Origin of the sequence: Micromonospora sp. NPDC048999 (genome assembly GCF_040649295.1) — a bacterium.
In the GTDB taxonomy this organism is placed as follows: domain Bacteria; phylum Actinomycetota; class Actinomycetes; order Mycobacteriales; family Micromonosporaceae; genus Micromonospora.
In genome coordinates, this window is record NZ_JBEZFI010000060.1 from 14,930 (window position 1) to 27,900 (window position 12,971).

The 12,971-nt window shown below is 71.5% G+C and carries 14 protein-coding genes and 2 pseudogenes; 10 read left to right on the top strand and 6 right to left on the bottom strand.

Annotation, left to right across the window (positions count from 1 at the left end):
• The first annotated feature begins 78 nt into the window (after nt 1–78).
• Nucleotides 79–2,535, top strand: coding sequence for a M14 family zinc carboxypeptidase (locus AB0C02_RS31425; RefSeq protein ID WP_357552761.1), 2,457 nt, complete (start codon nt 79–81; stop codon nt 2,533–2,535).
• Between the two features lie 74 nt (nt 2,536–2,609).
• Here the strand turns inward: AB0C02_RS31425 and AB0C02_RS31430 are convergent.
• From AB0C02_RS31430 to AB0C02_RS31455, 6 genes and pseudogenes are all read right to left on the bottom strand, one after another.
• Nucleotides 2,610–2,753, bottom strand: a pseudogene (locus AB0C02_RS31430) (thioredoxin-disulfide reductase); the annotation flags it as partial.
• A 13-nt stretch (nt 2,754–2,766) separates the two neighbouring features.
• Complete coding sequence (locus tag AB0C02_RS31435; protein WP_357552762.1) at nt 2,767–3,174, bottom strand: arsenate reductase ArsC; 408 nt, start codon at nt 3,172–3,174, stop codon at nt 2,767–2,769.
• A gap of 180 nt (nt 3,175–3,354) precedes the next feature.
• Nucleotides 3,355–4,098 carry an aquaporin gene (locus tag AB0C02_RS31440; RefSeq protein WP_357552763.1) on the bottom strand — a complete coding sequence of 248 codons (744 nt, stop codon included), beginning with the start codon at nt 4,096–4,098 and terminating at the stop codon, nt 3,355–3,357.
• Between the two features lie 70 nt (nt 4,099–4,168).
• Nucleotides 4,169–4,414 (bottom strand): three-helix bundle dimerization domain-containing protein, encoded by a 246-nt coding sequence (locus AB0C02_RS31445; RefSeq protein WP_357552764.1) that lies wholly within the window; start codon nt 4,412–4,414, stop codon nt 4,169–4,171.
• A complete protein-coding gene (locus tag AB0C02_RS31450; protein WP_357552765.1) occupies nt 4,411–5,097 on the bottom strand; it encodes a helix-turn-helix domain-containing protein in 687 nt (228 codons plus the stop codon). Before AB0C02_RS31450 ends, AB0C02_RS31445 begins: the two co-directional genes overlap by 4 nt.
• Before the next feature lie 116 nt (nt 5,098–5,213).
• Nucleotides 5,214–5,597, bottom strand: a complete 384-nt coding sequence (locus AB0C02_RS31455) for a metalloregulator ArsR/SmtB family transcription factor (protein ID WP_357552766.1) — start codon at nt 5,595–5,597, stop codon at nt 5,214–5,216.
• A gap of 87 nt (nt 5,598–5,684) precedes the next feature.
• Here AB0C02_RS31455 and AB0C02_RS31460 point away from each other — a divergent pair, with 87 nt between their 5' ends.
• The 9 genes and pseudogenes from AB0C02_RS31460 to AB0C02_RS31500 form a co-directional block, all read left to right on the top strand.
• Complete coding sequence (locus tag AB0C02_RS31460) at nt 5,685–5,834, top strand: hypothetical protein (RefSeq protein WP_357552767.1); 150 nt, start codon at nt 5,685–5,687, stop codon at nt 5,832–5,834.
• Between the two features lie 13 nt (nt 5,835–5,847).
• Nucleotides 5,848–6,093, top strand: a complete 246-nt coding sequence (locus AB0C02_RS31465) for a hypothetical protein (protein WP_357552768.1) — start codon at nt 5,848–5,850, stop codon at nt 6,091–6,093.
• On the top strand, nt 6,090–7,334 hold the full coding sequence (locus AB0C02_RS31470) for a M28 family peptidase (RefSeq protein ID WP_357552769.1): 1,245 nt from the start codon (nt 6,090–6,092) through the stop codon (nt 7,332–7,334). The genes AB0C02_RS31465 and AB0C02_RS31470 overlap by 4 nt, the downstream gene beginning before the upstream one ends.
• A 12-nt stretch (nt 7,335–7,346) precedes the next feature.
• Nucleotides 7,347–7,676, top strand: a complete 330-nt coding sequence (locus AB0C02_RS31475) for a metalloregulator ArsR/SmtB family transcription factor (RefSeq protein WP_357552770.1) — start codon at nt 7,347–7,349, stop codon at nt 7,674–7,676.
• A complete protein-coding gene (locus tag AB0C02_RS31480) occupies nt 7,676–8,173 on the top strand; it encodes an N-acetyltransferase family protein (protein WP_357552771.1) in 498 nt (165 codons plus the stop codon). Before AB0C02_RS31475 ends, AB0C02_RS31480 begins: the two co-directional genes overlap by 1 nt.
• A gap of 77 nt (nt 8,174–8,250) precedes the next feature.
• Entirely contained in the window at nt 8,251–9,666 is a 1,416-nt protein-coding gene (locus AB0C02_RS31485) for an FAD-dependent oxidoreductase (protein WP_357552772.1), read from the top strand.
• Nucleotides 9,666–10,922 (top strand): MFS transporter, encoded by a 1,257-nt coding sequence (locus AB0C02_RS31490; protein ID WP_357552773.1) that lies wholly within the window; start codon nt 9,666–9,668, stop codon nt 10,920–10,922. Before AB0C02_RS31485 ends, AB0C02_RS31490 begins: the two co-directional genes overlap by 1 nt.
• Nucleotides 10,923–11,264: 342 nt before the next feature.
• Nucleotides 11,265–12,542, top strand: a complete 1,278-nt coding sequence (locus AB0C02_RS31495) for a lanthionine synthetase LanC family protein (RefSeq protein ID WP_357552774.1) — start codon at nt 11,265–11,267, stop codon at nt 12,540–12,542.
• 156 nt (nt 12,543–12,698) lie between these two features.
• A pseudogene (locus AB0C02_RS31500) lies at nt 12,699–12,845 on the top strand (DUF4291 family protein); the annotation flags it as partial.
• Nucleotides 12,846–12,971 lie beyond the last annotated feature (126 nt).

A 12,971-nucleotide genomic window follows, 5' to 3' on the forward strand; every position in this document is an offset into this window, starting at 1 on the left:
AAAGCCGCAGGTCTCCGGCCCTGCGGCGGTACGTCCACTCCGCGGCACCCTCCCCTTTCGACAGGAGAGCTGTCCATCGTGCACAAAACATCCGTACGCCTGGCTACGGCCGGGCTCACCGCCACACTACTCACCACGGTGGTCTGGACCGGGCCGGCAGACGCCTCCGCGCTGCCGAGCACGCCGCCACCGCCCGTCAGCCCATCCGAGATCGTCGGCTACCCCCGGCAGAACGTGCTACCCGTCTGGCCCGACAACCCGGCCGACGCGTCCCTCCCCATCGGCGCCGTCCCGTACGACGACATCGCCCCGAAACTGAACGTCCTGCAGGCCGCGAGCGACCGGATCTCCGCCCGGGTGGCCGGAAGGTCCAGCGGCGGCTACGACCTGTACGCCGTCACGGTCACCGCCCCGGAGAGCCGGCAGGAGGCCCGCCGGCAGGCGGAGTGGAAGCAGCTCATCGAGGACGAGCCGCTCCGCGCCCGCACCGACCCGCGACTGCTGGCCGAGTACAAGACCCCGCTGTTCGTCAACGCCAACATCCACGGCAACGAGTGGGAGGGCACGGACGCGTCGCTGCGGGTCATCGAGGAGTTCGCCACCAGCACCGATCCCGAAGTGATCGAGCTGCTGAAGCGGAACCGGCTGGTCTTCAACGTCACCTCGAACCCGGACGGCCGGGTCGCCGGCACCCGGGCGAACGCAGCCGGCTACGACCTCAACCGGGATCTGACCATCGTCTCGCAGCCCGAGACGAACCTGATCCGCGAACTCATCATCGACACCAAGCCGATCATCACGCTTGACCTGCACGGGTACGTCAACCCGACGCTGCTGCACCCGAGCACCCCGCCGCACAACGTCAACAACGAGTACGACCTCTACATCAAGCACGGCCTGCCGAACGCCCTGGCGATCGAAGAGAACCTGCGCGCACTCGGTTACCCGGAGACGCAGCGCGCCCGGATTCCGTTCCGGGACGACGCGCCGGGCGTCTGGGACGACTTCCCGCCGATCTACGTGCCGTCCTTCGCGATGCTCCAGAGCAGCATCCCCTACACCATCGAGGCGCCGCTCAACCCGCGCGGCAACAACCTGACACCGCAGGAGCGGGCCCGCCGCGTCGCCGTCAACACCGACGTACACGTGGTGGCGATCAAAACATCGTTGCGGTACATCCAGGACCACCGGACCGAGGTGCTGCACGACCAGGCGGAGGTGTACCGGCGCGGCTGGGCCGGCGAGCCGCTGCGCGACATCCCCGACGGCTACGTGCCCGGCTGGGGCCCGGAACACAACTACCACACGGTCTTCCCCCGGTCGTACGTCATCCCGACCGGTTCCGGCCAGCACTCCGAGCCAGCCGCCGCCCGTCTCGTCGACCTGCTGATCGGCAGCGGCGGCCGGGTGTGGCGGGCCAAGCACGACTTCCGGGCCGGAGGCAGGAGCTACCAGGCCGGTTCCTATGTCGTCGACCTGCACCAGCCCAAGCGTGGCCTGGTCAACTCGCTGCTCGAACCCGGAGTCGACATCACCGATCGGGTCAACGACCTCTACGCCGGCCCGGCCGCTTGGAGCCAGGGACTGACCTGGGGCGCCACCGTCGACACGCTCTGGGACCAGTTGCCGAACGTGCAGCTGACCCGGATCTACGACGGCATCGCCCAGGGTGAACTACCGTCCGCCAACACCGACCTGCGCCTGGACCTCCAGGACACCGCCGACCTCCTGGCGGTCAACTCGCTGATCCGCAAGGGTGTCCGGGTCTACCGGCTCGCCGACGGGTCAGTGGCGATTCCGGCCACCCCGGGCAGCCGCCAACTGCTCAAGGACGAGGTTCGTGCGCACGGCGTCACCTTCCAGCGCGCCCCGGCCGGCTGGCATGGGACACCGCTGAACGAGATCGTCGTCGGCTACCTGGGCAGCGTCGAGGAACGCGACACCCTGACCGACCTCGGCTTCACGGCCCGGGCGGTGACTGCCGCGACGTTGGCCGGCACACTGACCGACGAGGTCGACGTGCTGTTGGTCGCGAGCAACGTCAACGTGGCGAACCTGACCGCTCCGAACCGGAACGCGCTGCAGGCGTTCCTGGCCCGCGGCGGCGGCGTCGTCGGGCTGGGCACCGCCGGCGCGAACTTCGGCAACGCCACCTCGCTGCTGACGGTCACCGCCACCGCCGGGCCGTCGTTGGCCAGCGGAGTGGCCAACATTGTCAACCGCGGCGGCCCGGTCACCTCCGGGGCCATCCCGCACTCGTTCATCAGCCAGCCGGTCTGGTTCACCAACCTCGGCGCCGAGGTGACGGTCGAACAGTCCTACGCCGCGGACCCGCTGCTCGCCGGCTGGTGGGCGGCAACCGGCGCCGGTAGGAACGGGCAGGGCGCCGCCGCGAACCAGGCCAGCATCGTCCGGAGCGTCAGCCCCGGCGGCAACGGTGTGGTGCTCTTCGGCACCGCCCCGACATACCGGCTGCACCCCAAGGGTCTGCAGCCGCAGCTGGGCCGAGCGCTGCTCTGGGCCGCGCAGCCGTGACGCTACCGACACCATGAGCTGATCCCGCAACGGTGAGGGCCCGGACTGGCAGTCCACCTTCCGGGCCCTCACCAAGCACGCATGCGGACGTTGTCCATCAGTTCGAGGCCGGTGATGCCGTCGGGGAAGCCGGGGAAGTTCTCCACGTCAGTAGTGGTCATCAGGGAGTCGCCGGACTGGCTGCCTTCGATGACCAGGGGTGCGAGGTTGGCTCGGGCGACGACGGCGACGTCAGGCGGTGGGATGCAGCTCGGTGAGCAGCTTCTCCACCCGGGTACGGATCTCGTCGCGGATCGGGCGGACGGCGTCGACGCCCTTGCCGGCGGGGTCTTCGAGCTTCCAGTCCTCGTAGCGCTTGCCGGGGAAGACGGGGCAGGCGTCGCCGCAGCCCATGGTGATGATGACGTCGGAGGACTCGGCGGTCTCGTATTCGAGGAGCTTGGGGGTCTGGTCGGTGATGTCGATGCCGACCTCGCGCATGGCCTCGACGGCGGCCGGGTTGACGGTCTCGGCGGGGGCGGAGCCGGCGGAACGTACCTCGACGGTGTCGCCGGCGAGGTGGCGTAGCCACCCGGCGGCCATCTGGGAGCGGCCGGCGTTGTGGATGCAGACGAACAGGACGCTGGGCTTGTCGCTCACGGGGTGCCTTTCATGCAGTACGAGTCGTGGGTCGGTTGACCGGTGCGTCGTCGACGCTGTCGGACGGGACGTGGCCGGGGGTGCTGTTGCGGTCGACCAGCTGGTAGCGGCCGGGACCGTATCGCCGGTTGACGAAGCCGGGTGAAGGCCCAGCTGTGCCGGTGTCGTCCGGGTGCGGTGTCACGAGCGGCGGCTGATGGCGGCGTCCTCGTCGGTGGGGACGACGACCTGGTCGGCGGCGGCGCCGGCGTCGGGGTAGAGGGCGGCGAGCAGGCCGACGCCGACGGCGAGGCCGACCACCTGCGCAAGCACGAAACCGGGCACGGAGGCGGGGGCGATGCCGGCAAAGGTGTCGGTGAATGCCCGGCCGATGGTGACCGCCGGGTTGGCGAACGACGTGGACGAGGTGAACCAGTAGGCCGCGCCGATGTAGGCACCGACGGCGGCGGGCGCGACGGGGGCGCGGCCGGAGCGGGCGAGGGCGAAGATCAGCAGGATCAGGCCGGTGGTGGCGACGACCTCGCCCAGCCACAGGTGACCTGCGGCGCGGTCCTTGCCGGAGAAGCCGACGGCGGCGAGGTCGAACATCAGGTTCGCCAGCACCGAGCCGGCGATCGCGCCCAGCACCTGGGCCGCGACGTAGCCGCCGAGGTCGCGGGCGGTGAGGCCGGTGCCGGCGCGGCGGCCGAGGAACCAGTCAGCGGCGGACACGACCGGGTTGAAGTGGGCGCCGGAGATCGGTCCGAAGATGAGGATCAGCGCGGCGAGGGCGAAGGCGGTGGCGGTGGAGTTCTCCAGCAACTGGAGGCCGACGTCGTCGGGGGAGAGGGTGGTGGCCATGATGCCGGAGCCGACCACGGCGGTGACCAGCAGGGCGGTGCCGACGAACTCGGCCAGCAGGCGCCGCCGAAGTGCGATGGTCATCAGGTGTTTCTCTTCCATGATCTGAGGAACCCCGGCGAGCCGGGGTGACGGTTACCAGGTGGTGTGACGTTCAGGTCGTCGAGGAGTCGTCGGACTCGGCGCTCGAGCTCATCCCGGATCGGGCGCACGTCGCCCAGGTCGAGGCCGGCGGGGCGGCGGTGGCGAACTGGTCGTAGCTGGTGTGCAGGAACTTCTCGATGGTCTCGGTGCCGTAGGCGCCGTCGAACTCCTCGGCCAGCCGGGTCGCGGCGGTGTGTAGGGCGACCTGCTGGTCGAGGGTGATCTCCTGCCGGGAGTAGGCGGTCGTGTCGGTCAACGGGGACCTCCGGGCAGGACGGCGGGGGCGAGCCGGTCGACCCGGTCGGCGAGGTCGGAGTAGGCGGCCTCGAACGCCTCGTCGGTGTCCACGCGGACCGGGTCCGGGACGGACCAGTGCAGGCGGGGGCGGACCGGGCCGGCCAGCTCCTCGTGGGCGTTGTCGCACACGGCGATCACCAGGTCATCCCCGTGGACGACGTCGGTGATGTGGGCGGTGCCGGCCGGGTCGAGGTCGAGGTGGTGGCGGTGCGCCACGGCCACCGCGCGGGGATGGACCCGCGCTGCCGGTTTCGTGCCGGCGGAGGCGGCATCGGTGTTGGTCCGCCGTCTCCACAGGGCGGCGGCCAGCTGAGAGCGGGCCGAGTTGTGGGTGCACACGAACACCACCCGGCCGACGTCGGTCAGCTGGGGAGTGGCGAGGACGGCGAGGGCTTCCGGGCGCAGCCGTAGGTAGGTGCGGCGGCGGTCTCCCTCGGAGCGGCCCTTGGTGACCAGGCCGGCGTCGGTGAGGACCTTGACGTGGTGGGCGACCAGGTTCGTCGGCATGTCGAGGGTATGGGCGATCTCCCCGGGGGAGGCGTCGCCCAGGGTGAGCGCGTCAACGATCGCCAGGCGCGCCGGGTCACCGAGAGCGGCGTGGATCCGTGCACGCTCCGTCAGGGAATCAAGCTCAACGTTCATTGACTCAACTATCGCTGAGTCATGTGCCGTTCGTCAACAAACGAGTGGGCCGGGATGCGTCTTGGCAAGCAGTGTGAGCGGGCGGCGCCGGAGCGTGCCGGTGGGGAGCGGCGGGGTCAGGGCCGGTAGGCGGGTGTCGGCTCGATCGACAGCAGGGCGGCGAGCTGGCGCAGGATCTGCGGGCGGGCCCGGTAGTAGACCCAGGTGCCGCGCCGCTCGGCGTCCACCAGGCCAGCTTCGCGCAGCGTCTTGAGGTGGTGCGAGATCGTCGGCCCGGTCAGGTCGAACGCGGGGGTCAGGTCGCAGACGCATACCTCCCCGTCCTCGGCGGAGGCGATCATCGACATCAACTGCAACCGAACCGGATCGCCGAGGGCCTTGAACGCGGGCGCGAGCACCGCGGCCGTCTCGGCCGGCACCCGGCGCTGCGTCAGCGGCGGGCAGCACGGCACGTCGCCGTTCAGATCGACGACGGGCGGCGACGTCTGTTGCTTCGACATTCCTCTAGGTTGACATCTATCTAATCAGCGTGCAAGTGTCTGATTCGACGGACGTCGAGACAGGGCGTCCCGAGGAAGGGGACCATCGTGCTCGGCTCGATCCGCCGCCCCCGGACGTCGCTGACCGGCGTCCGGTTCTGCGACTCCTGCGCCCAGGTGTCCACCCCCGCGCTTCGCGCCGAGCGCCGCCTCGACCGCGTCCGCGCCACCGCCTACCCGTTGATCAGTCCCCGCTGAGGAAGGACCCGACATGAGCCAGATCACTCCCACCACTGGCGGCTTCACCGGTGAGCCCACCGCTGCCCTGCAGGTCACCGGCTCCGGCGCCTGCTGCGGCAGCCCTGCACAGGCGGTCGGCGGAATCCTCCCGCCGGCCGGCGTCGGCGAGACCGCCAGCGGCGACCCGTGCTGCGGCGCCCGGCAGGCCGCCGACTCCTGCTGCGGCACCCAGGCCAACGCCGACGCCATCGCCACCGGTCAGGGCTGCTGCTCATGACCACCGCCACCGACCTCGCAGCCCTGCTCGGCCAGGTGAACGCCGACCGGATGACGGCCACCATCGCCACCCTCGCCGGCGACCCCATGGCAGGGCGACGCGTCGGCTCGCCTGGTGGCGGGGCGGCCCGCGCCTGGCTCGTCAACCAGCTCACCGACCTCGGCGCCGACGTCTACACCGAGGCGTTCCCGATCCGTGCCGTGCCGCAGGTGTACGAGGCGCCGACGGTCACCTGGGGCGACCGGAACGGCTCCGCCGCGCTGGTGTTCGGGCGGCAGGTCGCGATCCACCCCGCCTCCGCCGACGCTGTCGATACCCGCCGCGGCGCCCTCGGCGTCGCGGGCAGCGATGACCCGGCGGGGCGGTGGCTGGTCGTGCCGGCCGAGATGAGTCTGTTCGACGCCTACCGCGACACGCGCGACGCGGCTGGGTTGCTGGTTCGCCGTCCGGTCGACGCCGAGGGCTGGCAGTTCACCATGCTTGCCGGGCCCGATCCCGGACCGCTGCCGGTGCTGACTCTCGACCCCGACACCCACCACGCCGTCCTCGCCGCAGCCGCCGCGGGCGATGGCTGGCTGGACGGGGCGACGCCGCTGCGCCGCGACGACGTCACCGGCACCAACATCCATGCCAAGCTCCGCGAGCCGGTCCCTGGTGGCGCCGACCTGCTGTTGACCGCGCACTACGACGGTGTCGGCGACCACCCGGGGCTGCGCCTGCCCGGCGCGTCGGACAACGCGACCGGCGTCGCTGCGGTCCTCGAAGCCGCCCGCATCCTCACCACCGGGCTCCCCGGTGGTGTGGGGCTGTCCGTCGCGCTGCTCGACGGGGAGGAGGTCGGCGCGCTCGGCTCCGCCCACCACGCCAACCAGCTCCGCGCGCAGGGTGCCGCGCCGCTGGTCGTCAACGTCGACGGTGCCGGCCGCCTCGACGGGGCGGCGGCGGTCGAGGCCGGCGGTCCCGCCCACCGTCTCCTTGCTCTGCTCGACCAGGCGGGCCGTCACACCGGTGTCCCGTTGGCGGCCGGCCCGGTGGCCTCGGACAATCGCCGCTACGGCGGCGTGGGCCTCGCGGCGGTCGGCATCGGTGCTGGGATGGGCGGCTACCACAGCCCCGCCGACACCCCCGACAAGGTCGATTCGGCCACCCTGGCCGCGATCGCGGGCCTCGTCGTCGCCACCGTCCACCTCGCCGCGACGACACCTGCTACACTTTCATCGTCAATCGGCGATAAACGATAGAAGGAGCGAGTGGTGGGCGACGACCTCCTCGACCGGGACACCGCACAGACCTATGCCTCGTGGTTCCGGGCCCTCGCGGACCCGACCCGGGTGCAGATCGTTGAATACCTCGCCCGGCACAACCGGCCGATGAGCGTCGGCGAACTGGTCGCCGCAGTCGGGCTCGCCCAGTCCACCGTCTCGCAGCACCTGAAGATCCTCACCGAGGTGCGGTTCGTGCTCGTCGAGCCGGTCGGCACCGCCCGCCACTACCGCATCAACGATGCCTGTGTCGGTTGCTTCCCGTCGGCCGCCGATGTGGTCATGGGCCGCCCCGCCCCGATCCCGAAGGGAGCGTGCTGATGGCCGACATCACCGTCCGCCCCATGAATCCGGACGACGCCGGCCGTGTCCTGGCGATCTACCAGGCCGGTCTCGACGGGGGCAATGCCAGCTTCGAAACCGTCGCCCCGACATGGGCAGCGTTCGACGCCGGCAAGCTGGCCGACCACCGGTTCGTAGCCGTCGACACAGACGGGGCTCTCGTCGGCTGGGTCGCCGTGTCACCGACGTCGGCCCGCGCGGTCTACGCCGGCGTGGTCGAACACTCCGTCTACATCGACCCCGCCGCCCAGGGCCGCGGCGCCGGTCGACTGCTGCTGGACGCACTGATCGCGTCGACCGAGGCGGCCGGCATCTGGACCATCCAGTCCGGCGTCTTTCCCGAGAACACCGCCAGCCTCGCCCTGCACCAACGCGTCGGGTTCCGCATGATCGGCGCCCGCGAACGCGTCGGCCGACACCACGGCCGTTGGCGCGACGTCATCCTCCTCGAACGCCGCAGCCCCACCATCACCTGACCCCCGCAGCCGCCGCCCTGAACCGGCGGTCCGTCACACGCTGCTGATTCGATAAATCTCAACACAAGGAGTTTCTAATGACTGCCCTCGACCAACTGCCCGTCGCCGTCATCGGCGCCGGACCGGTCGGCCTCGCCGCCGCCGCCCACCTGCACGAGCGCGGCCTGCCCTTCACCGTCCTCGAAGCCGGCGACACCGCCGGCGCCGCAGTGCAGCAGTGGGGCCACGTGCCGGTCTTCACGCCCTGGCGGTACACCATCGACCCCGCGGCCCGGCGGCTGCTCGACGACGCCGGCTGGGTTGCCCCCGACCTTGAGGCCCTGCCCACCGGCGCAGACCTCGTCGCCGACTATCTGCAGCCCCTCGCAGAGCTGCCGCAACTCAAGCCACACCTGCGCTACGGCGCCCGGGTCGAGGCGATCAGCCGCCTTGGCCTCGACCGGCTCCGTACCGCCGGCCGCGAGCAGGCCCCGTTCCTGATCCGCCTCACCACCGGCGACGAGGTTCTGGCCCGCGCCGTCATCGACGCCTCCGGCACCTGGGGCACCCCCAACGTCCTCGGCGCCTCCGGCCTCCCCGCTCGAGGCGAGACCGACGCCGCCGCGTACCTGGAACACGCGCTGCCAGACGTGCTCGGCGCCGACCGGGACCGGTTCGCCGGCCGGCACACCCTGGTCGTCGGCGCTGGCCACTCCGCCGCCAACACCCTCCTTTCCCTTGCAGACCTCGCCGCCGAGGTGCCGGGCACGGAGGTGGCCTGGGCGATCCGGTCGGCGTCCCCCGCGCGTACCTACGGCGGCGGAGACGCCGACGCGCTCCCCGCGCGCGGGGCTCTCGGCTCCCGCCTTCGCGAGCACGTCGACGCCGGCCGCATCCGACTGCTCACCGGCTTCTCCGTCCACACGATCACCCCGGCCAGCGGGCGGGTCGCCGTCGTCGTCCGCCACGCCGACGGCACCGACGAGTCCATCACCGTGGACCGGATCGTCGCCGCCACCGGATTCCGGCCCGACCACACCATCGCCGCCGAACTACGCCTGGACCTCGACCCGGTCATGGGCGCCACCCGCGCCCTCGCCCCACTCATCGACCCGAACGAGCACTCCTGCGGCACCGTCCCCCCGCACGGCGTCGACGAACTCGCCCACCCGGAGGCCGGCTACTACGCCGTCGGCATGAAGAGCTACGGCCGGGCGCCCACCTTCCTCATGGCCACCGGCTACGAGCAGGTCCGCTCCGTCGTCGCCGCCCTCGCCGGCGACTGGCAGGCGGCCCGCGACGTCCAGCTCGACCTGCCCGAAACCGGCGTCTGCAACAGCAACCCCGTCGACTCGACGGGCACCGACAGCTGCTGCGACCCCGCCCCGGCAGCCCAGCCGGCGGGCAAGGGGCTCGCCACCGGCATCTCCGGCGGACTGCTGGCCGCACCGTTGAGCCTGATCAGCCTCGACAGCCCGAGCAGTGGCCAGACCGGCGGCTGCTGCGGCAGCTGATGACCACCACCACGACGGCGCCCACCGACCCCACGGTCGGCGGGCGCCACGGGTGGCGCATCGTCGCCACCCTCGCCATCACCTCAACCGTCGGCTACGGCACCCTCTACTACGCCTACGCCGTCCTCCTCGGCCCTATGGCGGCCAGCCTCGACGCCTCCACCACCGCCATCACCGGCGCGCTGACCGCCAGCGTCCTCGCCGGCGCCCTCATGGCCATCCCGGTCGGCAGGTGGCTCGACCGGCATGGCGGACGCGCCCTCATGACCGTCGGCTCGCTCACCGCCACCGCACTCCTCATGGCCTGGTCCCAGGTCCAGACCATCGGGCAGCTCTACGCCGTCATGATCGGCATCGGGATCACCAGCGCGATGGTGCTCTACGAACCGGCGTTCGCCGTCATCGTCTCCTGGTTCACCCCGGACCGGCGCGCCAAGGCCCTGCTGGCGATCACGATCGTGGCCGGGTTCGCCAGCACGATCTTCATGCCGCTGGCCAGCCTCCTGGCTGGACATCTCGGCTGGCGCGGCGCGCTGCTCGTCCTCGCCGTCATCCATGGTGTGGTCACCGTGCCCCTGCACGCGCTCACCGTCCGCCAGCCTCCGCATACGACGACGGCAAGCGACGTCCCAACACGGCCAGACGGACGGCGGCGCGCGATCGTCAAAGCAGCGATGCGGGATGCACGCTTCTGGATCCTCGCGGCGACGTTCATCGCTCACGGGGCGGCCACCAGCACCATGACGGTTCACCTCGTCGGCTACCTGACCAGCCGCGGTCACGCCGCCACGTTCGCCGCCACCGCCGCCGGCCTGCTCGGCGTCCTGTCGGTCACTGGAAGGCTCGTCCTCGCAGGCGCCCGACGTCGGCTGCCCGTCACCACAGTCGTCGCCGCCGTCTTCGCCACCCAGGCTGCCGCCGTCCTCGCCATGCCGCTGCTAGCCGGAACCCGCACCGGCGCCGTCATCACCGTCGTCGGCTTCGGACTCGGCTTCGGCATCACCAGCCTGGCCACGCCAGCCCTGCTCGCCGAGCGCTACGGCACCACCGCCTACGCCACCATCGCTGGACGCCTCGCCGCCCCCGTCACCATCGCCAGAGCCACCGGGCCCCTGGCCGCCGCAGTCCTCCTGCACACCAACGGCGACTACCAACTCCTCCTCGCCGCCGTCGCCGCCTGCTGCGCGCTCGCCGCGATCGGCATCACCAGCCGATCGACAAGCGAGCCCCCGGCAGCCGCGCAGGCGCAAACCTGAAGCGCGGCGAGACAACCCTGAAGGAAGTCCTCCACTTCCGCCCAGTCATGCCTGCTCCAGCCGGCCAACGGGGGAGGGGCGCGCAACTCTACCTGTACGGCCCGTCCGCCGCCCGCATGAACGACCTGATCGCCGACGTACTGATCGGCGGCCCGCTCGCGCAGGGCTGTCACGTCGAGCAGCTCGCTCAGCACGTCGAAGATCGACATCAGGCGAGGGCTCCGGTAGATGGCTCAGCGAGGCTGATGTCCTAGGACGGTTTAGAAGGTGCGTCTCGTCCTGAGCGCGGCAGCCAGGCGCACGAGACGACGCCGCCCGGCGGCGGGTGGCAGGATCGGCGCAGTGACGGTGGATGTGGTTCGGCGGGCGTTCAGTTGGATCGAGTCGGTGGCGGTGCCCGCCGACGGTGGTCTGGGCTGGCTGGAGGCGGGCGAACGCTTCGACGACCTGTATGCCGGGACCGCCGGGGTGCTGCTCGGCTGCGCCGAGGCCACGGCCGCCGGCCTGTCCACAGCCGATGGTCCCGCCGAAGCGACGACAGGTGGTGGCGTTGCCACCGGGTCGGGGTCGGCTCTCGACCGGATCGCGGTCGGTGCCCGAGACCGGCTGGTGCACCTTGCCCGGCACGAGCCGGACGCCGCAACAATGCCGGACGACGGGTTGTTCGGCGGCAGGGCCGGGGTCGCGGTCGCGTTGCGCGCCTGGGCTACGGTCTCCGGCGATCGGGCCGCCCTCGACTCCGCCGCGTTGGTGACGGCGCAGATCGCCGAACGGCTCCTGCATCGACCCGTGGACCCGGCCCGGTACTCCGACGTCATCTCCGGCGACGCGGGCATCTTGCTGGCCCTCCTCGACGCCTGCGACGATGTCGCCGACAGTGTTGTGGTGCAGGCTGCCCACGCCCTCGCCGACGGATTGGTGGGGCTCGCCGAGGACCGGCCGGACGGGCTCCACTGGCGGATGCAGGCCGGGTATGAGCGCCTCATGCCCGGCTTCTCCCACGGCACCGCCGGCGTCGCCTACGCCCTCGCCGCCGCCGGCAACGCCCTGCACCGCGATGACCTTCTCGACACCGCCGTCCGCGCCGCCGACGGCCTCTTGGCCCTGGGCCGCCACCCCGACGGCTGGGCGCTGCCGCTACTCATTCCGCCCCGCCCGGATCGCCCGCCGGTCAACTTCGGCTGGTGCCACGGACCCACCGGCACCGTGCGGCTCTTCGCCCTCCTCGACACCGTCGACCCGCAGCCCCGCTGGCGGCAGGCCATCGACGCGTGCCTACGGGCGCTGCACGACAGCCGCCTCCCGCAGCGGCTGTACCCGGGCTACTGGGACAACCTCGCCCGCTGCTGCGGCACCGCCGGTGTCGGGCAGCTGCTACTCGACCGCTTCCAGGCCACCACCGACCCCGCCCTGCTCACCTGGGCCAACATGCTCGCCGCGGACGTCCTCGCCCGCACCGTCCCCACCCCAGCAGGCGTCACCTGGTCCAACACCGAGCACACCAGGACCCCGCCGGACCTGCCGCCGGAACCCGGCTTCATGCAGGGCGCCGCCGGGATCGCCGGCTGGCTCGCCCGGCTCGCCGCCCCCGCCACTCCGCCCGTCCTGCCTTGGCTGTGAGCCGCCCCCGTCGACCGCCCTGTCGGCGGAGGGTCGTTGGCAGCGTGCGCACGGCGGCAGATGCGGATGCCGCCGCATACTCATGTCGGTCTGGCGCTGGCCGTAGGCCCGGAATCTCGGTGGAGCGGTCGAGTCCCGATCGGTGAGGATCGGGGCGTGTCCGTTCCTGTCCGTCAGATCCGTGCCCGCTACTCGGCCGACACCATCACCGTGTACCAGGCGTATCCCCCGCAAATTGCGTTGCCGGCAGTGACAGTCGGCCGTTTCGTGGCCCCCTTCAAGCGGGGTCGGATGACGTGGATCAACGGGATCTAGCGAGGAATCCCGGCCGTTCAGGACTCCGTTGGGAAATCCTCGTTAGCCGTCTTTCGGTGCGTTGACATGATTGTCGGGTCTGTCGGGTGTGGGGGGTACGGGTGTCGCTGGAAT

Coding starts and splice junctions, on each gene's coding strand:
- AB0C02_RS31480 (WP_357552771.1), top strand. CDS start 7,676: ATGGCCGACATCACCGTCCGCCCCATGAATCCGGACGACGCCGGCCGT.
- AB0C02_RS31440 (WP_357552763.1), bottom strand. CDS start 4,098: ATGACCATCGCACTTCGGCGGCGCCTGCTGGCCGAGTTCGTCGGCACC.
- AB0C02_RS31450 (WP_357552765.1), bottom strand. CDS start 5,097: ATGAACGTTGAGCTTGATTCCCTGACGGAGCGTGCACGGATCCACGCC.
- AB0C02_RS31490 (WP_357552773.1), top strand. CDS start 9,666: ATGACCACCACCACGACGGCGCCCACCGACCCCACGGTCGGCGGGCGC.
- AB0C02_RS31485 (WP_357552772.1), top strand. CDS start 8,251: ATGACTGCCCTCGACCAACTGCCCGTCGCCGTCATCGGCGCCGGACCG.
- AB0C02_RS31465 (WP_357552768.1), top strand. CDS start 5,848: ATGAGCCAGATCACTCCCACCACTGGCGGCTTCACCGGTGAGCCCACC.
- AB0C02_RS31470 (WP_357552769.1), top strand. CDS start 6,090: ATGACCACCGCCACCGACCTCGCAGCCCTGCTCGGCCAGGTGAACGCC.
- AB0C02_RS31455 (WP_357552766.1), bottom strand. CDS start 5,597: ATGTCGAAGCAACAGACGTCGCCGCCCGTCGTCGATCTGAACGGCGAC.